15 protein-coding genes and 3 pseudogenes are annotated in these 18,840 nt (G+C 69.9%); 6 read left to right on the top strand and 12 right to left on the bottom strand.

What is annotated here, in order from left to right:
- The 5 genes from SLINC_RS42030 to SLINC_RS48280 form a co-directional block, all read right to left on the bottom strand.
- Window positions 1–1,725 (bottom strand): sensor histidine kinase, encoded by a 1,725-nt coding sequence (locus SLINC_RS42030; RefSeq protein WP_067446378.1) that lies wholly within the window; start codon window positions 1,723–1,725, stop codon window positions 1–3.
- Window positions 1,726–1,852: 127 nt separating this feature from the next.
- Window positions 1,853–2,881 (bottom strand): type I glyceraldehyde-3-phosphate dehydrogenase, encoded by a 1,029-nt coding sequence (gene gap / locus SLINC_RS42025; RefSeq protein WP_067443672.1) that lies wholly within the window; start codon window positions 2,879–2,881, stop codon window positions 1,853–1,855.
- Window positions 2,882–3,007: 126 nt separating this feature from the next.
- Window positions 3,008–3,700 (bottom strand): response regulator, encoded by a 693-nt coding sequence (locus tag SLINC_RS42020; protein ID WP_067443671.1) that lies wholly within the window; start codon window positions 3,698–3,700, stop codon window positions 3,008–3,010.
- A 288-nt stretch (window positions 3,701–3,988) separates the two neighbouring features.
- Window positions 3,989–4,429 carry a pyridoxamine 5'-phosphate oxidase family protein gene (locus SLINC_RS42015; RefSeq protein WP_067443670.1) on the bottom strand — a complete coding sequence of 147 codons (441 nt, stop codon included), beginning with the start codon at window positions 4,427–4,429 and terminating at the stop codon, window positions 3,989–3,991.
- Between the two features lie 128 nt (window positions 4,430–4,557).
- The gene (locus SLINC_RS48280) at window positions 4,558–4,710 is read right to left on the bottom strand and encodes a hypothetical protein (protein WP_159425404.1); all 153 of its coding nucleotides are present in this window, start codon (window positions 4,708–4,710) and stop codon (window positions 4,558–4,560) included.
- Here SLINC_RS48280 and SLINC_RS50550 point away from each other — a divergent pair.
- The 5 genes and pseudogenes from SLINC_RS50550 to SLINC_RS41990 all read left to right on the top strand — a co-directional run.
- Window positions 4,651–4,941 (top strand): annotated as a pseudogene (locus SLINC_RS50550) (AraC-like ligand-binding domain-containing protein); the annotation flags it as partial. The gene SLINC_RS48280 and the pseudogene SLINC_RS50550 sit on opposite strands and share 60 nt — an antisense overlap.
- A 76-nt stretch (window positions 4,942–5,017) precedes the next feature.
- Window positions 5,018–5,305, top strand: coding sequence for an IS110 family transposase (locus SLINC_RS49740; protein ID WP_225988465.1), 288 nt, complete (start codon window positions 5,018–5,020; stop codon window positions 5,303–5,305).
- A gap of 133 nt (window positions 5,306–5,438) precedes the next feature.
- The gene (locus SLINC_RS49735) at window positions 5,439–5,870 is read left to right on the top strand and encodes a transposase (protein ID WP_067443668.1); all 432 of its coding nucleotides are present in this window, start codon (window positions 5,439–5,441) and stop codon (window positions 5,868–5,870) included.
- A gap of 42 nt (window positions 5,871–5,912) precedes the next feature.
- Window positions 5,913–6,143: pseudogene (locus SLINC_RS49730) on the top strand (transposase); the annotation flags it as partial.
- Between the two features lie 478 nt (window positions 6,144–6,621).
- The gene (locus SLINC_RS41990) at window positions 6,622–8,565 is read left to right on the top strand and encodes an AfsR/SARP family transcriptional regulator (protein ID WP_159425403.1); all 1,944 of its coding nucleotides are present in this window, start codon (window positions 6,622–6,624) and stop codon (window positions 8,563–8,565) included.
- A gap of 5 nt (window positions 8,566–8,570) precedes the next feature.
- Here SLINC_RS41990 and SLINC_RS49725 read toward each other — a convergent pair.
- From SLINC_RS49725 to SLINC_RS41975, 4 genes and pseudogenes are all read right to left on the bottom strand, one after another.
- Window positions 8,571–8,775 (bottom strand): annotated as a pseudogene (locus SLINC_RS49725) (IS5 family transposase); the annotation flags it as partial.
- Between the two features lie 276 nt (window positions 8,776–9,051).
- Window positions 9,052–10,164 carry a CgnE/CgnB domain-containing protein gene (locus SLINC_RS41985; RefSeq protein ID WP_067443664.1) on the bottom strand — a complete coding sequence of 371 codons (1,113 nt, stop codon included), beginning with the start codon at window positions 10,162–10,164 and terminating at the stop codon, window positions 9,052–9,054.
- 86 nt (window positions 10,165–10,250) lie between these two features.
- Window positions 10,251–10,406, bottom strand: a complete 156-nt coding sequence (locus tag SLINC_RS48270; protein WP_159425402.1) for a hypothetical protein — start codon at window positions 10,404–10,406, stop codon at window positions 10,251–10,253.
- Window positions 10,407–11,048: 642 nt separating this feature from the next.
- Window positions 11,049–12,833 carry a carbamoyltransferase family protein gene (locus SLINC_RS41975; protein ID WP_067443662.1) on the bottom strand — a complete coding sequence of 595 codons (1,785 nt, stop codon included), beginning with the start codon at window positions 12,831–12,833 and terminating at the stop codon, window positions 11,049–11,051.
- A 219-nt stretch (window positions 12,834–13,052) separates the two neighbouring features.
- Between SLINC_RS41975 and SLINC_RS41970 the strand changes: the two genes are divergently transcribed.
- On the top strand, window positions 13,053–14,273 hold the full coding sequence (locus tag SLINC_RS41970) for a cytochrome P450 (RefSeq protein ID WP_067446375.1): 1,221 nt from the start codon (window positions 13,053–13,055) through the stop codon (window positions 14,271–14,273).
- On the opposite strand, the gene SLINC_RS41965 is transcribed toward SLINC_RS41970, so the two are convergent.
- The 3 genes from SLINC_RS41965 to SLINC_RS41955 are packed head-to-tail and all read right to left on the bottom strand — an operon-like array spanning window position 14,236 to window position 18,731.
- Window positions 14,236–16,077, bottom strand: coding sequence for an ABC transporter ATP-binding protein (locus tag SLINC_RS41965; RefSeq protein ID WP_067443661.1), 1,842 nt, complete (start codon window positions 16,075–16,077; stop codon window positions 14,236–14,238). The genes SLINC_RS41970 and SLINC_RS41965 overlap by 38 nt on opposite strands.
- The gene (locus SLINC_RS41960; protein WP_067443660.1) at window positions 16,077–17,903 is read right to left on the bottom strand and encodes an ABC transporter ATP-binding protein; all 1,827 of its coding nucleotides are present in this window, start codon (window positions 17,901–17,903) and stop codon (window positions 16,077–16,079) included. Before SLINC_RS41960 ends, SLINC_RS41965 begins: the two co-directional genes overlap by 1 nt.
- Window positions 17,904–17,927: 24 nt before the next feature.
- Window positions 17,928–18,731, bottom strand: a complete 804-nt coding sequence (locus SLINC_RS41955) for an AfsR/SARP family transcriptional regulator (RefSeq protein WP_152039053.1) — start codon at window positions 18,729–18,731, stop codon at window positions 17,928–17,930.
- Window positions 18,732–18,840: the final 109 nt, after the last annotated feature.

Genomic DNA, 18,840 nt, shown 5'->3' with positions numbered 1-18,840 from the left:
CTATCCGTCGGTCACGGGTACCCGCCACACGAGCGTGGTGCCGGCGCCGGGCGGGCAGGCCCACTCCAGTGTTCCGCCCGACCTCTCGGCCCGTTCCGTCATGTTGCGCAGGCCACTGCGCCGGCCTTCGGGCGGGATGCCCACGCCGTTGTCGGAGATCGTCAGGCGGACCTCACCGTCGCCGGTCTCCAGGAGCACGTCGACGCGACCCGCGCGGGCGTGGCGGGCGATGTTGGTCAGCGCTTCGGCGAGAACCGCCATGACGTCGTCGGCGATGTCCTTCGGCACCTGGGTGTCCAGCAGGCCTTCCATCCGCACGCTGGGCGCGAAGCCCAGCACCGGCGCCGCGTCGCCGACGGCGCGCACCACGCGGGCCCGCAGACCGGACCCGGGAGCGTCGTCGCGCGAGCGCAGGCCGAAGATCGTCGACCTGATGATCTTGATGGTCTCGTCGAGGTCGTCGACGGCCCGCGCCACGCGTCCCGAGGCTTCGGGGTGCTCGATGAAACGGCCCGCGCTCTGCAGGGTCATCCCGGTGGCGAAGAGCCGTTGGATGGCGAGGTCGTGCAGGTCGCGGGCGATCCGGTCACGGTCCTGGAGGACGGCGATCTGCTCGGCGTCCCGGCGGTGCTCCGCCAGCTCCATGGCGACCGCGGCCTGGGCGGCGAACGCCAGAAGCGGCTCCGCCTCCTTCTCGGAAAACACCGTCTGTCCCGCCTCGCGCACCAGCAGGGCGACACCCCGCACACCGTCACCGCTGCCGATGGGAACGGCCACGGCCGGGCCGAGGCCGGGAACGACCGACAGGCCCGCCGGGCCCGGCTCGTCCCGCGAGATGTCGCCGCTGGTGACGGGAGCCACCCGGGAGAAGGCCCGGCCGGCCAGGCTGTCGTCGGCGGACAGCACCAGCCCACGCTGGTTCTCGGCCCCCTCCCCGATGGCCAGCTCCACCGTGAGCGCGCCGCTGTCCTCCATCGGTACCGCGACCACGGCGAGCACGGCCGAGGTGATCTCCCGGGCCCGCTCGGCGATCAGTCCGAGGACCTCGGCACGGTCGCTGCCGGACAGCAGGCTGTGCGTGATCTCGGCACTGGCCTGCAGCCAGCGCTCACGCAGCCGGGACTCCTCGTACAGGCGCGCGTTGTCGATGGCCACACCGGCCGCGACGGCCAGGGTGGACAGCACCGACTCGTCGTCCTCGTCGAACTGCGCCCCGCCCTGCTTCTCGGTGAGGTACAGATTGCCGAAGACCTGGTCACGGACCCGGATCGGGACACCGAGGAAGGTGTTCATCGGCGGGTGCTGGGCCGGGAAGCCGTATGAGGCGGGGTGCTCGGAGATCTTCGTCAGCCGCAGCGGCTCGGGCCGGCGGATCAGCTCGCCCAGGATGCCGTGGCCCTCCGGATAGTGTCCGATCTGAGCGATCTGTTCGTCGTTGACACCGACGGTGAGGAACTCCGACAGCCTCTTGCCGTCCGGCCCGATCACGCCGAGGGCGGCGTACTCCGCGTCGACCAGCACCGCCGCGGCCTGCACGATGCTCCGCAGGGCCTGCTCGAGATCGAGTTCACGCCCGACCGAGAGCACGGCCTCCAGGAGGCTGTGCACCCGGTCCCGCGTGCCCCGAGCCGCGTCCAGGCGGGCCTGAAGCTCCTCCAGCAGCTCGTCGAGCCTCAGCTGCGGCAACCGCACGCGAGCCTGCTGTGGCTCCTGAGCGCTTCCCACCGGTTCCTCCAGGTCGCGTTCGCCGCACTGCCGGCCGTCCTTGCCGTCACGTGCCACGCTATCGGTCCGCGGGAAGGGGTGGTACGAGATCAACCCAGCAGGTCGGTCCGGAACCTACGACGGCCGGTCATGCCCGGGGCAGCCGGGCTGCGACGTATTCGGTGAGGTCGAGCAGCCGGTTGGTGTAGCCCCATTCGTTGTCGTACCAGCCGAAGACTTTCACCAGGTTCCCGTGTACCTGGGTGAGCGGGGCGTCGAAGACGCAGGAGGCGGGGTCGCCGACGATGTCGCGGGAGACGATCGGGGCGTCGGACACCCGCAGGATGCCCTTCAACGGGCCGTCGGCGGCTTCCCGGAAGGCGGTGTCGACCTCGTCGGCGGTCACCGCACGCTCCAGCACCACGCTCAGGTCGGTCAGCGAGCCGTCCTCGACCGGAACGCGTACGGCGATCCCGTCCAGGGTCCCGGCCAGATGCGGCAGCACCAGGCCGACCGCGCGGGCGGCTCCGGTGGAGGTGGGGATCATGTTCACGGCGGCGCTGCGGCCACGGCGCAGGTCCTTGTGCGGGCCGTCCAGGACCACCTGGTCGTTGGTGTAACCGTGAATGGTGGTCATCAGGCCCTTGACGAGGCCGAAGTTCTCGTCGAGGACCTTCACCATCGGCGCCACGCAGTTGGTGGTGCAGGACGCGTTGGACACCACGTGGTCGCGGTCCGGGTCGTACGTACCCTCGTTGACGCCCATCACGACAGTGGCGTCGACGTCCTTGCCGGGCACGGACAGCAACACCTTGCGCGCCCCCGCCTTCAGGTGCGCGCCCGCCTGCTCACGGGTACGGAAACGGCCGGTGGACTCGATGACGACATCCACTCCGAGGTCACCCCAGGCCAGCGCGGCCGGGTCGCGTTCGGCGGTCACGGCGATACGGTGTCCGTCGACGGTGATCGAGTCGTCGTCGTGCTCCACGGGGCGCCCGATGCGGCCGTACGTCGAGTCGTACGCCAGCAGATGGGCAAGGGCCGCCGGCGAGGTGATGTCGTTGACCGCCACGACCTCGACCGGTGTGCCCGCGGCGCTCTCCGCACGTTCCAGTACCAGGCGCAGGTAGTTGCGCCCGATGCGGCCGAAACCGTTGATGCCCACACGCACACTCATGTCCCTCGTCCTCCCGATCAGTACCCGGCGGTGTCCGGGTTCGCTGTCAGCCTGCGGCCGGTGCGCCGGGCGGGACAGGGGCCGCACGGGGACGAGACGCGGGACGTTCGGCCCCTGCGGAAAAGCTCAGTGTCCTTCGTGCTTGAGGCGGTCCTGCGCCTGGGTGGCGATGACGGCGGCCTGGATACGGCGCTCCACGCCGAGCTTGGCCAGCAGGCGGGAGATGTGGTTCTTCACCGTCTTCTCGGCGAGATAGAGCCGCTGGCCGATCTGGCGGTTGGTCAGCCCCTCACCGATCAGCGCCAGGATCTCCCGCTCCCGATCGGTCAGCCCCGGCAGCGCCCCGGGCTCCTCCGCCACCTCCGGCCCTTGACGCAGGCGGGCCATCACCCGGGCGGTGGCACTCGGATCGAGCAGTGACTGGCCGGCGGCCACCGTGCGGACGGCCGACACCAGGTCCGAGCCCTGAATCTGCTTCAACACATAGCCGGAGGCGCCCGCCATGATCGAATCGAGCAGCGCCTCCTCGTCGTCGAACGACGTCAGCATCAGACAGGTCAGGTCGGGCATGCGGGAGCGCAGTTCCCGGCACACGCTCACCCCGTCACCGTCCGGCAGCCGCACGTCGAGCACCGCCACCTGCGGACGCAGGGCCGGGACCCGCACCAGCGCCTGCTCCACCGTGCCCGCCTCACCGACGACCGTGATGTCCGGCTCGTCGTCCAACAGATCCCGCACCCCGCGCCGCACCACCTCATGGTCGTCCAGCAGGAAGACCCGGATCGGATCGCCAGGACCGGGCCGCTCGCCGACCGTCATCAGATGCTCCTCGTTTCCGCGTTCCGCGCCGGTGTCCGCTCGTGGACGGACGGGCCTCTCCCTCTAGATCCTTCTCGCTCCAGGGCCGGAAGGCCAGGGCCGGTCGGCCCTGATTCGTCCAGTCGGGACCGAACGGCCACGGCCCTCGGACGATGCCCGGCATTTCCTCGCCGGTCGTCACGGGCTACGCCCATCTGGTGACCGGTATCCGGCCCAGTGCCGTGGACGCCGCGTCGGACCTGTGCGCCGCAGGGCGATGCCGCTCATCAGTCGGCCCGTGGCCGACGCTCAGGCGGAGAGGTCCGTCCCGTACATCGTGCGTCCGCCCATGAGTTCGCGGCCGGTGACCAGTTCGGGCTGGACGCGCACGAACACTTCCCTGGGCGAGGGCGCCCAGGAACGCGGTCCCACCCTGCACAGCCGGGAGTGCTCCGACGGATCGGTCACGACGGTGGCCATGCCGGTGACGACGACGCTCCAACCGGAGTGCGTGCCGGTGTCGACCTCGTCCGTCTCGAAGGCGACGACCACGCCGTCGATCGCTCGCGTGAGCTCCGAGTCCGCCGCGGTCCGCAGCAGCACCGCGCCGTCGTCGTCCAGACTGAAGTTCACCGGCAGTACGGCGGGCAGGGCCTGGCGGGTGTAGACGATACGGCCAAGAGGTGCCCTGGCCAGTCGGTGCAGGCACTCCTGCCGGTCGAGCTCGCGGAAACCGTCGTTGGGATGCATGGCCAACCGTCTTTCGCCTGGTGAAGCGGTACACGTCCCAGCCTGCGCCGGGAAGCGGACGGCGGAGAGGGGCCATCGGTCCCGTCGCCGGCTGAGAAGGACCCCTCAGGCACGGCCGAACGACTGCCCTACGCACGCTCGTCCGCTTCCCCGGCGATCGCCTCGTCGCTCCGGCCGCTGTCGGCCTTCAGGGATCGGGCGCGCAACACCAGGACGTCCGTGTGCAGACGGTGCGCGGCCGGATCACGGTCGGCGAGCTCGACCGGCTCCGGGTCACACATTCGGCCTTGGGGACCTCGTCATTGCGTTCCCGGCCCGTGCGTGGCCGCGCGGCCGCGCCAGTGACCGTGGCCGTGGCCCTCGCCGGGACCACGACCCTGCGTCAGGGCGGGCGGGAGGCGCACCTGATTCCCGGCGACCTCGCCCTGATCGGCCCCGGCCGCGACTGCACTGCCCTGTTCGCCGAGAACACTCGGACGACCACGATGTCCCTGCCGGCCGGTCTGCTCGGCCTGACCCCCGAGCAGGTCTCCGCCGTGTCCGCCACCCGCGTCGCCGGGTCTGATCCGAGCGGCGACAACCGTGGGCATGCTGGAGCCGCTGGTCGACGGGCTCGGCGCGCTCCTGGCCCATCAGGAGTTCCCGGCGACCGCCGCCGGCTGCCGTCAACTCCTGGCCTGGGGCCCCTCCTTCGGCCTCCTGCATCGTGCGGGAGTGGAGTGCACCGGTTCATACGGAGCTGCTCTGGCACGGTTCCTGGGCCGGGAGAACATCCAGGTCGTCGAGGTCAACCAGCCCGATCGCGCCACGGGCCGCAAGCGCGGCAAGACCGATGCCGTCGACGCGGATGCCGCCGCCCGCGCGGTCTTGTCGTGAAGTGCGGCCGTCACACCCAAGACGAGCGAGGGCCCGGCCGCCGACATGCGCGTGCTGAGACCGACGAAGGAGTCGGCCGTCAAAGCTCACGCTCCGGCTGCTGGCCCGCCGCGTCCAGCAGCTGACCGACGAGGTGGAGGAACTCACCCGCAGGGTCAGCCGAGACGTCCGCACCCATCGTCCGCGACTCCTGGACATCGTCGGCATCGGGCCCGACAGTGCCGCTGCCCTGCTGATCGCCGCCGGTGACAACCCGGAGAGGCTGGCCAACGAGGCTGCCTTCGCTGCTCTGTGCGGCGTCAGCCCCGTCGAGCAGCCCTCTGGAAAGACCCGGCGGCGACGGCCGAACCGCGGCGGCAACCGTCAGGCCGACGCCGCCCTCTACCGCATCGTCGTGACACGCCTACGCCGTGACACCCGCACGCGCACCTACCTCGAACGACGCACGAAGCAGGGCATGTCGAAACGCGAGATCATCCGATGCCTCAAACGCTACGTGGCCCGCGAGATCTACCGGCAGATCCAACCGATGACTGCCTTTATCGCCGCAACTACTGTCACTTGACGCAACATAGGGGCATCTTGAACGTTCATCGCTGAAGTCGATTTGCGTGAGTACGCGGCGGACCATGACTGGCTCACCATCGTCCAGATGCCCAGCTATGCACCCGACCTCAATCCGGTCGAGGGCGTCTGGTCGTTGCTCCGGTGCGACACCACCGCCAACGTCGTCTTTCGCGACCGCGACCACCTTGTCCAAGCCGTGCGCAACGGCCTGCGCCGGATCCAACGACGCACCGACCTCGTCGAGGGTTGCCTTGCCGAAACAGGCCTCTCGCCCAACGCGACAACTAACGGAAAGGTCAGTAACGCAACGGTGTTGCACTCGGCGGGACACCCTCGCTTCCCGGACCGGCTCGCGGGCCATTTCACCCGCAAAGCGTGTCTCGTCCCGGACGGTCACTCCGCGCGCCGGGCCCGCACGACCCGTGCCCGGCTCGCCGATCGCCGCGACCGCGTCGAGCTGTCGTCCTGCCGTCGCACTTGCCTGAGCCGAACCCCGAAAAACTGGTCAGCTCCCCCCCCTCAAACGCAGCCTTCCGATGCACATACGGGCCCGCGACCAGGCCCGACGCGCCTTCGAAATCCGCAGGTTCTTCCGCCGCCGGAGTCAGCCGCACATCCTCCGCAACGACTTCTGTGGCCCGCACATCCGTTACGTCCTCGAATAGAACCCTCAAAGTTTCGGATCAAAATTACCCAGCGCGCATATGCCGCCCTTGCGAACGCTTACTCGACGGGGCGATGATCGCCGCATGGAGCATGGCGGGGGAGACTTCAAACTGCTGGGGCGGATAGACGCCCGCATAGATGGTGTACCAGTCAAGATCGGTCGGCGGCGGGAGCGATTGCTGCTCGGGCTGCTCCTCCTCGACATGGGACACGCCTTCCCGGCGCGTCGGCTAATCGAACTGCTGTGGACCGGTGAAGTGGTGCCGACCAGCGCCCGGGCCAGTCTGCACGCACACGTTTCACGCCTGCGCGGACTATTCCAAGGGATCGTCGCTGACAGCCAGGAACCCATCATTGCATCCGAGGGTGCCGGATACGCGCTGCACGGTGATCCCCAACGCGTCGATGTCCACCGTTTCCGATCTCTCGCCCGCCGTGCGGACCTCGCTTCCAGCGCAGCGGAATGCACCGCACTCCTCGACCGCGCCCTCGGCGAGTGGCAGGGCCCCGTCCTGGGTGGCGACGGGCCGCAGGAGCTGATGGACCGTCTGGGGAGCGGGCTGAACGACGTCTATCTGTCGGCGGTCACTCTGCGGGCGGAGGCAAGGCTGGCGCTCGGTCAGCACAGCAGCCTGCTGGAGGAACTGGCCCAGCTGGTGCAGGAACACCCGCACCATGAGCGCATCGCCCTGTTACGCATGGGGGTGCTGTACCGCTCCGGGCAGCGGAGCGAGGCGCTGAGTGTCTACGAGGAGACCAGAGCCCGGCTGGCCGCCGATCTCGGGCTGGACCCCGGTCCCGACCTGCGGCGCGCGCAGGAGATGATCCTGCTGGCAGACGGGATGCCGGAGGAATGGCCGCGCGGTCTGTTCGGTGCCCGGTGGCGGGAGACGGTCACCGTGTCAGCGGAGCGGAGCGCACACCGGACGACAGCCGGCGCGGCACCGCCCGTGCCGTTCGTCCCGCCCTCGGCCGCGGGGTTCACCGGCCGGGAAGCCGAACTGCACCGGATCCTGGAACTGTCGCAAGGCGCACGGCACTCCGTCTCCGCGGTCGCGATCGTGGGCGCCGCCGGCCATGGCAAGACGGCACTCGCCCTGGAGTGGGCCCACCGACATCAGGGCCGCTACCCGGGCGGGCTGGAGATCGTCGACCTGCAGGGTTACTCGGCCCGCCCCGTCCTCTCCCCGGCCGAGGTCCTGCGCACCCTGCTGACCCGGCGCGGGATACCCCCCGAACGTATACCCCACGGTATGGCCGAGTTGACATCGCTCTACCACAGCGAGCTGGCAGGCAGTCCGAGTCTGCTCGTCCTCGACAACGCTGTCTCCGCGCAGCAGGCGCTGGCCCTATTGCCCCCTGCTCCCGGTTCCCTCGCCCTGGTCACGAGCCGCAACCGGCTCAGCAACCTACTGGTGACAGCTGACGTGGGGATGATTCAACTCGGCCCGCTGCCGCCCGACGACGCTCACCAGTTGCTCCGGCACGTCGTCGGTGCCGACCGTACCGAGGCGGAGCCCCGGGCCACGGCGGAGCTCGCCGCGCTGTGCGGGCATTCCCCGCTCGCGCTGCGCATCGCGGCGGCCAACATGGTGATGCACCCCCGGTGCCGGATCGCGGACCATGCCCAGGCGCTGCGGACCGACAACCGCCTGGGATGTCTGGCGATCACCGGTGACCGGGGATCGTCGGTGGGGTCCTCACTCGCCCTGTCCGTTCGCCGACTCGAGCACGAGGCACAGGTGTTCTTCCGCGCCCTCGGATTGTTGTCCGCCCCGGTGGCCGACCGGTCGGCGTTGGAGCGGCTGACGGGTCTGCCCCGGGCACGGGTGTCGGACCTGCTCGACCTCCTCTTCGCGGAGCACCTGGTGCATGTCGACGGAGCGGGCCGCTTCCACCTGGACGAACTGACCTGGCAGTACGCGCGGCTCCTCGCCATGGACGACACCCACACGGCCACGGGCATCGGACCGTGCAGCCTGAAAAAGCACATCAATCATCTAGTCTGCGCGGCGGACGATGGTTGAGGGGTGATGGTTCGGGAGTCCAGCACGCAGGCCGACGGCTCCGCGCCCCTGCCCTCGGCTTCGCGGACCAGGCGTCGCAGCAGGCCGGATGGCGTCCATGATGCGGCTCAGGTCGCGCTCGGGAGGCCGACCGATGTGCAGCGCCCGTGCGCGGCACTGATCCCGTCAAGCCGTCAGGACGGGCTCGAGTTCCCAGCGCGCGTCCGACATGTCGCCGGGATAGGGGTCGCGGGGGCGTGTTTGCGAAGCAGCCCCCCATGGCCGGCCCCGTCAGCGGACAAAAGGCGGTGCTCGGGGGCGCGTTAGGAGCAGACAGGAGCAATCGGAACGAAACGGCTCCCAGGTGTCACGTGCGGGTCGACTGACCCGGCAGGCCCTACAACCCCAGCGCTGCAGGGCTCCGGAAACGACACCAAGTCAACGGAGACAGGACCAACGCTCAGTTGGCGGCTGTCGCAGTGGATGGCGTAGCGGCTGGGGCGCAGCTCACAACTGGGGGGTCCGGGCACCGCAGCAGTTGCTGTCGATGTCCTCGTCGCTGACGTTGGTGGGGTGCGGAAGGGTGCTGGGCGCCAGCGCGCGGGACGTGAGGGGGATGGAGTCGCCGTCGATGTGAATGGTGACGTCAGTGGTGATGAGGTCCATATGGATGTCGGTGTAGTAGTCCACGACGTCGAGGAGCTGGCCGTGCTGACCGAATCCGAGGTGGATGCCGGGATGACGCTCGTTGATGTGGGAATTCATGCCGACGAAGTCGTCGATGCCGGTGTTCGTGCCGAAACCGAGTTCACCGACGTGGTTTCCGTGGTCGACCTGGATGCAGCGTTCGAAGAGCTTGGCGATCTTCTCGTCCGCGCAAGAGTAGGAGACGACGTTGCTGTCCTTGAGGTCGACGGTGAGCGGGTTCTCCCCCAGGCGTGCATCGAGTTGGACGGCCTTGTTGACGTTGAATGCTCCGTCGGCCACGAGGCGGCCGGTGACCGAGGCCGGGTAGGTGGCAACCTCGCCGGCGGGAAGGATGACGAAGTGGCCGGGTCGCCAGACGCCGCGGTTGCTCAACCAGCGGTAACGGTCGTTGTCCAGGGTGATTTCGAGTTCGCTGCCGGAACTGGTGGTAACCGCGAGGTGCTGGGCGGCGAGGAAGCGGTGGAGCAAGCCGGCGTTGATGGCGCTGAGTTCCGCGGGGGTGGGGCCAAGGGCGAGGCGGAAGAAGTCCCAGCTGCCGTTGATGATGCGGATTGGCAGGACCTGGTCGCTGTAGACGTCGATCTCGTGGCGCAGGATCGGGGCGTGCGACATGGTGTCGCGTTCGATGGTGATGATGACCAGGCGGCCGGTCAGGCTGTCACGGGAGGGCAGGGCGGTCTTGAGGCGCTCGCGGAAGCCGGGGTCCTCGATGGGGGCCATGCCGAGCGCCGTGGCGGCCACCCCTCGGTCACGGGCGGCGAGAATGAGAAGAGACGCTTGTTCCCGGCAGTCCGGGGTGTAGATGACCAGCAGGGTGTCGGTGGGGGTGAGCTGGGCGTAGCCGTCGAACAGAGTGTCAACGCCCCTCAAGACGCTGGCGTCGATGGTTGTCTCGACAGGTGCGGTCGTCACGCATGACTCCGTGGGCTCGGGGTGTGTGGTGGGTCCCCGGGGGGTGCCGGAGCTCTGCTCCGGCACCCCCCGGGTGTACGGCTGCGTCAGCAGGCGGCCGGCGGGATCTGCCACAGGCCCGGCAGGTTGTCGTCGGACAAGATGTCCCCGCCCGTGACCGCCATGCCCTGGTGGATCGCGCTCGGCTCGGCCTTCGCCAGTTCCTCGTTCAGGATCTGCAGACGCATTTCCAGAGTCGTCATGCCAAACTCCCCTTGTTCGTGGGTTGATTGATAGAGATTGGTGCGGGATGTGCTGTGGTACACGCAGCGCCTTTCAGAGCCACAGGTGAGTCTGTGGTGTCAGGGCTGCCGTGATCCGCGGCCTTGGGGCGGCGGATCAGTCTGCGGGTAGGACCGCGGCGGAAGGCGCCGTCACGCCGCGCTCGGCATCGGATGCCGGCATATGGGCGGATTCGGCCCTGCAATGGAGCCACCAGGGCGAGCAGGAGCAGGCCGTCAGCGAGGGCGTAGACAATGCGGGTCCGTACCAACGAGGAGACAAGGCCCGCGCTCATCGGCGTCGAAGCGCTCGTCGGTCTCCGCCAGGAAGTCCACCGCACCCAGCTCCACAAAGCGCACTCCCGGTACGCCGCCCCAGCGCTCACGGCCTCGCCGATCAGGACGGGGGAGAAGTCCACGCGGGCGCCGCGGACCGCCAGGTGCGTGGTGTCGCGTCCGCTGCCGCAGCCAAGGTCGATCACGGTGCGGGGCTCACCCAGGAGTTCGGGGCCCGGCCCGTGATCGGGATACTGGGTCCAGTTGAACCAGGTGGTCTCGCCGGCCGCGTTGCTCAGGCGCGGGCCGGGCCGGGAGCCGGCGAACGTGGTCCAGGGATCGCGGTGTTCAGGCATCCCGGCCGCTCCTCTTTGCGACCATGAAGCGGCCCATGACCAGCTGGTCGATCTCCGTCTTCAGGAAGCACCGCAGGGCGTCCCGCGGAGAACAGACGATCGGCTCCCCGGCGACGTTGAACGACGTGTTGAGCAGACACGGCACGCCGGTGCTCGCAGAGAAGGCGTGCAATAGGGCCGAGAGTTCGGGGTTGGCGGCGCCGTCGACGGTCTGGATGCGAGCGGTGCCGTCCACGTGGCAGGCGCCGGGGATACGGTCCCGGTACTCGGCCCGTACGGGGAAGACGAAGGTCATGTACGGGGACACGGTCTTCTTGCCCAGGTCGAAGAGGCGCGGGGCCTCGGACGCGAGAACGACGGGAGCGAAGGGCCGGAACGGCTCGCGGTGCTTGACCCTGAGGTTGATGACGTCCTTGATGTCGGGGAACCGCGGGTCGGCGAGGATGCTGCGGTTGCCCAGCGCGCGGGGCCCGTATTCCGTGCGCCCCTGGAACCAGGCCACAACCTTCTTTCCGGTCAGCAGTTCGACTGTCCGGGCGGTCAGCTGCGCCGCGTCCAGCTCGGCCCATTCGACGTCGTCCTCGTGCTCCGCCAGAGCGGAAAGCATCTCCGCTTCGTCGTACGCGGGACCGAGATAGGGGGTGCGGGTGGCCGCGGGACGCTCCGGCAGGCCCGCCACATGCACCGCCGCGCCGATGGACACGCCCGGATCGCTGGCGCCGAAGCCGACCTCCATCGCCGCGAAGGACGATCTCTGCAGCATCTTCGTGCCGGCGACGCAGTTGAGGGCGAGGCCGCCCTCGAAGAGCAGCGTGTCGAACTCCGTGGCCGCCCCGAGCACCCTGACCTGGTGCGCCGTCACGGCCTCGACCATGTGCTGGGCGAGCCCGGCCACCTTGACCCGGAATTCGAAATCCTCGCGCTTTTCGCTGTCACCTTCGAAGAGGGCGTCGAAGAAGGAATAGTACGCCTTCTTCTCCCCCGGGATGAATATTCGGTAGGAGCCGTCCTCGTTCAGTTGTACCGCGTTCACCAGGAGGGGATTGCGGGTCGGCGGGGGCGCGTAGGCCGCGAGTCCCATCACCTTGTATTCGTCGTTGTTGGGGACGAAACCCAGGTAACGGGTGATTTTTCCGTAGGCCATGGCGAGGGAGTCGTCCATGCCGACGGAGCCCTGTTCGAAGGCGCGCATGACGCCACCCCGCAGCTCGCCCATGACCGCGGAGTGGGTCTCGGCCCGGCCGTCGCTGACCAGGAAGGCCGCGTCGCGGACGCCAGCCACGTAGGCGCCGCACATCAGGTGCGCCGTGTGGTGCGGGACCAGGGCGAGGCTGTTCGGGTCCAGCGGGTAGTCCATCCGCGTCATGAAGTCGGCGTGCACGGCGGCCCGGCCGAGCATCCCCGTGTAGAGCTCCCCGGCCCGGCCGAGCTGGTCGAACTTGGCCACGACGGGCATTCCACCGTCCGCGATATCCCGGATCGTCCGGTCGACGACCTCCGGGGCGAACCGCCAGGGGAAGGCGAAGACGTCGACGTCGTCGAGGCCGATTCCGGCCTGCCTCAGACACCAGCGGATCGCGTGGACGGGGAAGTCGGAGGTCTTCTTGGCCCGGCTGAGCCGCTCCTCCTCGACGGCCGCCACCACCTCGCCGTCCACCACGAGGGCGGCGGAGGCGTCGTGTCCGATCAGCTGGTGGCGGTCCACTCCCGTCGCTCCGTACAGCTTCGCGAAGAGTTCCGCGCTCCGCGTGAATCCGTTGTAGCCGACCACGATCACTGAATTCCGCCCCCTCTCGGATCCCCGACGGCACGTTCCCCACCATTCTCTTCACGCGAGGTACGGGGCACATACGAAAGAGGTATCGAAAGGAAATGCTGCCCTTTCTGGGGCGCATCCGGCCTGACATAATACGGTGGCCTGTCATGGCCCGCGCATTCCGTACGTCAGGAGTCCGGGCCGCTGCTTCTCGACGCTCAGGGGAGAATTCCGGTGCCGATGTCCGTCGCCGAAGCCGGCGTGACCCTCGCCGACCCGACCGCTTATGCCGACGAGGACCGTCTGCACCGGGCCCTGGACCTGCTGCGTCGCGAGGCCCCGGTCCACTGGGTGATGCCCCCCGGCTACCACCCCTTCTGGGCCGTCACCCGCCATGCCGATGTCCGGGAGGTGGAGCGGCGCAGTGACGTCTTCCTGAGCGGGCCCCGGCCGATGCTGGCCCCGGCCCGAACCGTCGCATCCGGCACCGGGGGCGGGCGGAAGGGGCTGCTGCGCCCGTTGGCGCACCTGGACGGTGCCGAGCACCACGTGATGCGCGCGGTCACCGCGTCCAGGTTCACCCCGCAGGCCGTCGCCGCGTTGCGGCCACAGATCCGGGACCTGGCCCGGGGGGCCGTGGACCGGATGGCAGGGCGGCAGGGGGAGGTCTGCGAGTTCGTCGGCGAGGTCGCCGACGTCTACGCGCTCGGCGTGCTGCTCCTCCTGCTGGGGCTGGACGACTCCGAGGCAGCGACGGTGGGCCGCTTCACCCCCGCGGCACGCCGGTCCATGGCACCGGAGCAACGCACCGCGACCATGCGGGAGTTCTACACCTACTTCCTGGCGCTGACGGCGGACCGGCGCGCGCGCCCCAGGGACGATTTGGCCTCGGTCATCGCCAACGCACGGGTGGACGGACAGCTGCTCGACGACCACGAGGTGCTGTCACAGTTCGTCATCCTCCTCATGGCCGGGCACGACACGGCGAGCGTCACCGTCGCCGGCGGGCTGCTGGCCCTGACCGAGCACCCCGGCCAGCTGAGTGCGCTGCGCGACGGTGCGGCCCGGCTGCCCGACGCCGTCGAGGAGATGATCCGCTGGGTCACCCCGGTCAAGGCGATCATGCGTACCGCGCGCGTGGATCACGCCCTCCACGGGGTACGGATCCGCGCGGGCGAGGCCGTACTGCTGTCGTACCCGTCCGCGAACCGTGACGAGTCGGTCTTCCCCGACCCCCACCGGTTCGATGTGCACCGGACGTCGAACCGGCAACTCGCCTTCGGATACGGCGTACACCACTGCCTCGGGGCCTCGCTGGCCCGGCTGGAGATCGAGGAGTTCTTCGCCGCGCTGCTCCCCCGCCTGGTGTCGGCCACCGTCGCGGGCCCGCCGGTACAGCTGACGACGACGTTCTCCGGAGGGCTCAAGCTCTTTCCGGTGCGCTGTGTCCTGAAGAACTGAACCCGGCCTCGTACAGGCACGCATAGGCGCCCCCCGCGGCCAGCAGGTCGGCGTGCCGGCCCCGTTCCACGATACGGCCGTCCGTCATCACCAGGACGGTGTCGGCGTCGCGGACCGTGGCGAGGCGGTGCGCGACGACCAGGCTGGTGCGTCCCGCGCGCAGTTCCCGCATCGCCTCCTGGACCAGCGCCTCGGTGCGCGCGTCAAGGGCGCTGGTCGCCTCGTCCAGGACCAGCACGGGGGCGTCGGCGAGGAAGGCGCGGGCGATGGTGATGAGCTGTTTCTCCCCCGCGCTGAGCTGTGTGGCTTGCTCGCTGATCAGCGTGTCGTAGCCGTGCGGCAGGGTGCGCACGAGACGGTCCAGGCACGCGGCGCGGGCCGCCGCGACGACCTGCCCCCGGGTGACCTCGCGCGGGCTGCCGTACGCGATGTTCTCGGCGACGGTCCCGGTGAACAGCCAGGTGTCCTGCGGGACCGTGCAGATGTGCCCGCGCAGTTCGCCGCGCGGCATTCGCGAGATGTCCGTCCCGTCGAGAAGGATGCGCCCGCCGTGCACCTCGTGGAAGCGCAGGAGCAGGTCGACCAGGGTGCTCTTGCCCGATCCGGTGGGCCCGACCAGTGCGGTCGTGGTGCCCGGTTCGGCGGTGAGGGAGAGGTCCTGGATGAGGGGCCGTGCGGGGTCGTAGGAGAAGCTGACGCGGTCGAAGGTCACGTGGCCGCGCACGGGCTGCCGGGGCTGGGCCGCCGGCCGCGGGTCGGGCAGCTCCTCCTCGGCGTCGAGCAGTTCGAAGACCCGCTCGGCCGAGGCCACCGCCGACTGCACGAGGTTGGCCGTGCCGGCGGACTGGCCGAGCGGCTGACCCAGCAGCCGGGCGTACTGTACGCACGCCTGGACCGTGCCGATGGTGAGGGCACCGGCGGCCACCCGCAGCCCGCCCACCACGGCGACGGCGACGAAGGTGAGGCTCCCGACCGCGGCCATGGCCACCGGGATCAGACCCGACACGTACTGGGCCTTCAGGCCGGCCCGGTGGAAGTCCGCGTTGTGCCGGGCGAACCGCCGCTCGGCTTGTTCCCGGCGGTCGAAGACGGTGACCAGAGCGTGTCCCGAGTACGTCTCCTCGGCGTATGCGGTGAGCGCGCCCATGGCGGCGCGCTGAGCCTTGAACTGCCGCTGAGCGCGCCGGGCCAGGCGTGCCACGACGGTCCCGGAGAGCGGTACCGTGACGAGGACGACGAGGGTGAGCAACGGCGATGTCCAGGCCATCGCGACGACGACGCCCACCGCCGTCAGCGTGGACCCGACGAACTGGCCGAACGTCTGCTGCAGGGATTGCGCGATGTTGTCGACGTCGTGGGTGGCCCGGCTGAGGGTGTCTCCGCGCGGCCGACCGTCGAGGTGGCTCAGCGGCAGGTGCGCCGTCTTGCGTTCGACGCGGGCTCGCAGGTCGTGGACGAGGTGGCCGATGATTCGGAGGCCGACCCGGGCCTGCAGCAGCGCGCAGACCGCGGCACCGGCATGGACGAGGAGCGCCCAGCCCAGGATCTGGCCCACTGTCCCGAACGGGACACCGGCGTCGGCCTGGGCGCCGGACGATCCGTCGACGACGAGGTCGGTGGCATGTCCGAGAAGTCTCGGTCCGAGCGCGGTGAGTCCGGCCGAGGCGGCACCGAGGGCCAGCACGAGCAGCACCGGCCGTCGCCGCGGCGCGAGCAGGCCGAGCAGGCGGATGGCGGTCCGCCGGAACGTGGGAGACGGCCGCCCCGCCGCCCCGGAGCGGGAACCGTCGCCGCCGACTGCCATCAGACGGCCTCCCCGCTCGTCGAGGCCAGCACGATCTCCCGGTACGTCGGGCAGGAGTCGAGCAGGTCGGCGTGCGGGCCGACGCCGATGAGCCGGCCCTCGTCGAGCACCGCGACGCGGTCGGCCGCACACAGGGCCGAGACCCGCTGGGTGACGACCACCGCGGTCATCGCTTCACCGGCCAGGGCCGTCCGCAGCCGCGCCTCCGTGGCCTGGTCGAGCGCCGAGAAGGGGTCGTCGAGGAGGCAGACGGCGGGCCGGTGCACCAGCGCCCGGGCGACGACCAGCCGCTGCCGCTGTCCTCCGGAGAAGTTGTTCCCGCCCTGGAGCACCGGGGCGTCGAGGCCGCCCTGGAGCCCGGTCACGAAGGTGTCGGCACATGCCGTGCGCAGCGCCCGCCACAGTTCCTCGTCGCCGGCGTCGGGCTTGGCGTACCGGAGGTTCGAGGCGACGGTGCCCGAGAAGAGGTGGGGCTGCTGCGGCGCGTAGCCGATGGCGCCCGCCAACTCGGCCCGGCCGAGCGCGCGGATGTCCGTGCCGCCGAGCCGGACGGCGCCGGACGTCGGGTCGAACGTGCGCACCATCAGGTTGAGCAGCGTGGATTTACCGGCCCCGGCGGATCCGGTGACGGCGACCAGCTCGCCGGGCCGCACAGTGAGCGTGACGTCCCGGAGCACCGACTCCTCGGCACCTGGATAGCGGAATTCGACGCCGCTCAGCTCCAGAGCCTGTGTCGTGCGCCCGGTAGGCGGGTGGTCCCCCGCCTTGCGATGCCCGGCGCCGGACGGGGGTATGCGGTCCGACGCGGCAGGGGGAACCGGCCCTCGCGGTGCCATCCGCGGGAGCCGTGCGCCGGGTGCGGCGGTCGGGGACGGACCTGGTGTCAGGTCCAGTACCTCCCGGATCCGCTCCGCACTGACCTCGGCGCGGGGCAGCAGGACGAACAGGGAGCCCGCCGCCATCACCGAGGCCAGGATCTGGGCGAGGTAGGTGAGGAAGGCGGTCAGGGCGCCGACCCGCAGGGTGCCGTCGGCTATGCGGTGTCCGCCGGCCCAGACCACGACGACCGTGGAGGCGTTGACGACGAGCAGGACCACGGGCAGCAGGACCGCCATAAGACGTCCGGTCCGCAGCGCCGCGTCCAGCAGGCCGGTGTTGGCCCGGTCGAATCTCGCGCGCTCGTGGTCCTCCCGGACGAAGGCCCGGATCACCCGCACGCCGGTGATCTGCTCGCGCAGGAGGCGGTGGGTGACGTCGAGGCGGTGCTGCAGGTCCCGGAAGAGCGGCCGGGTCCGGCGCACGGCCCACCCCACCGCCAGTGCCAGCAGCGGTGCCACCACCGCGACGACCCCGGACAACGCCACGTCCTGCCGCAACGCCATCACGATCCCGCCGAGGCACATCAGGGGTGCCGTGACCATGACCGTGCACATGGTGAGGCAGAACATCTGCACCTGCTGGACGTCGCTGGTGGTGCGCATGACGAGGGAGGACACCCCGATGCGGCCCACCTCGTGCGCGGCACCGGCCAGGGCCCGGCCGAAGACGGCCGCGCGCAGCTCCCGGCCGATGTCCAGGGCGGCACGGGCGCCGAGCCAGGCGGCGCCGACGGAAGCCGCCAGCTGCAGCACGGTGGCAGCGGCCATCCAGGCCCCGGTGCGCAGGACGTGGCCGATGTCGCCGGGCACCACACCCCGGTCGAGCAGGTCGGCGTTGAGGGTCGGCAGCGATAGGGCGGCCGTGGTCTGGATCAGCTGGAACGCCAGGATCAGAGCGAGCGAAGGGAGGCGTCGGCGGACATGGGTGTGCAACAGGCTCGTCAACACAGCGCTGTTTCGTCCTCTCCCCCTTCAGCGCCGCCGCGCGTGTACCGGACCGGTGAGCTGGTCGTGCAGTGCCGGGTTCGGGACCGGTTCGCTGCTGAGCATGTGCTGTTGCAGGTCGCGCAGTTCGGTGAGGGGCTCCATGCCCAGTTCCCGCACCAGCCGGCTGCGCAGCGAGCGGTACAGATCCAGCGCCTCGCTGCGGCGTCCACAGCGGTAGAGGGCGGTCATGAGCTGGGCATGCAGGCCCTCGCGCAACGGGTGGAGGAGGACGAGTCGGCTCAGGTCGGTCACCACCTCGGCGGGGCGCCCGAGTTGGAGCAGAGCGCCGAAGCGTTCTTCCATGACGGTCATCCGGACTTCTTCCATACGTGCCGTTTCGGCGTCGACGAAGGGACCGCTCGCCCCGGTGAGGGCGGTACCGTGCCACAGCGCCAGGGCCTCGTCGTACGCGTGGAGGGCGGCGCCCGGAGCCCCGTTGCTCACTTCCTCCCGCGCCTGCCGAACCTTGGCGAGGAAGACGCTCAGGTCGAGTTGGCCGTCCTCGACGCGGATCACGTATCCCGAGGGTTTGGTCTGGATCCCGTCGAACCCGTGACGGGACAGTGCTCGCCGCAGTTCGGAGACGAGGGTGCGCACCCGGGTCTCCGGGGCCACAGGCAGCGGTCTGCCCCACACGGCGTCCATGAGGCGCGTGTTGGTCACCGTACAGTTGGCCTGCAGCAACAGCACGGCCAGAAGAGACCGCTGTTTCCCGCTGAGCCGGACGAAATCAGCGCCGATCCGTGCCTCGACCACACCAAGAATCTGGAACGTCAAGTTCCTTGACACCGAAGAAACCTCCCCGCTGTTCGCAAGACTCCCTGCTCGTCCTGCCGTTCCGAACTGCCCAACACACCGATTTGCAAAAGAAATCCAACGGCCGCAATTCTGGCAGCAC

The sequence above is a fragment of the Streptomyces lincolnensis genome, assembly GCF_001685355.1.
In the GTDB taxonomy this organism is placed as follows: Bacteria; Actinomycetota; Actinomycetes; order Streptomycetales; family Streptomycetaceae; genus Streptomyces; species Streptomyces lincolnensis.
The sequence above is the reverse complement of the archived record's forward strand: the minus strand, read 5'-3'. Positions and strand labels throughout refer to the sequence as shown.

Bases quoted from the DNA above. Each gene is read 5' to 3' on its own strand.
- gap (WP_067443672.1), bottom strand. From the start codon at position 2,881: ATGAGTGTGCGTGTGGGCATCAACGGTTTCGGCCGCATCGGGCGCAAC.
- SLINC_RS42020 (WP_067443671.1), bottom strand. From the start codon at position 3,700: ATGACGGTCGGCGAGCGGCCCGGTCCTGGCGATCCGATCCGGGTCTTC.
- SLINC_RS42015 (WP_067443670.1), bottom strand. From the start codon at position 4,429: ATGCATCCCAACGACGGTTTCCGCGAGCTCGACCGGCAGGAGTGCCTG.
- SLINC_RS48280 (WP_159425404.1), bottom strand. From the start codon at position 4,710: ATGTGTGACCCGGAGCCGGTCGAGCTCGCCGACCGTGATCCGGCCGCG.
- SLINC_RS49740 (WP_225988465.1), top strand. From the start codon at position 5,018: ATGCTGGAGCCGCTGGTCGACGGGCTCGGCGCGCTCCTGGCCCATCAG.
- SLINC_RS41990 (WP_159425403.1), top strand. From the start codon at position 6,622: ATGGAGCATGGCGGGGGAGACTTCAAACTGCTGGGGCGGATAGACGCC.
- SLINC_RS48270 (WP_159425402.1), bottom strand. From the start codon at position 10,406: ATGACGACTCTGGAAATGCGTCTGCAGATCCTGAACGAGGAACTGGCG.
- SLINC_RS41970 (WP_067446375.1), top strand. From the start codon at position 13,053: ATGTCCGTCGCCGAAGCCGGCGTGACCCTCGCCGACCCGACCGCTTAT.
- SLINC_RS41965 (WP_067443661.1), bottom strand. From the start codon at position 16,077: ATGGCAGTCGGCGGCGACGGTTCCCGCTCCGGGGCGGCGGGGCGGCCG.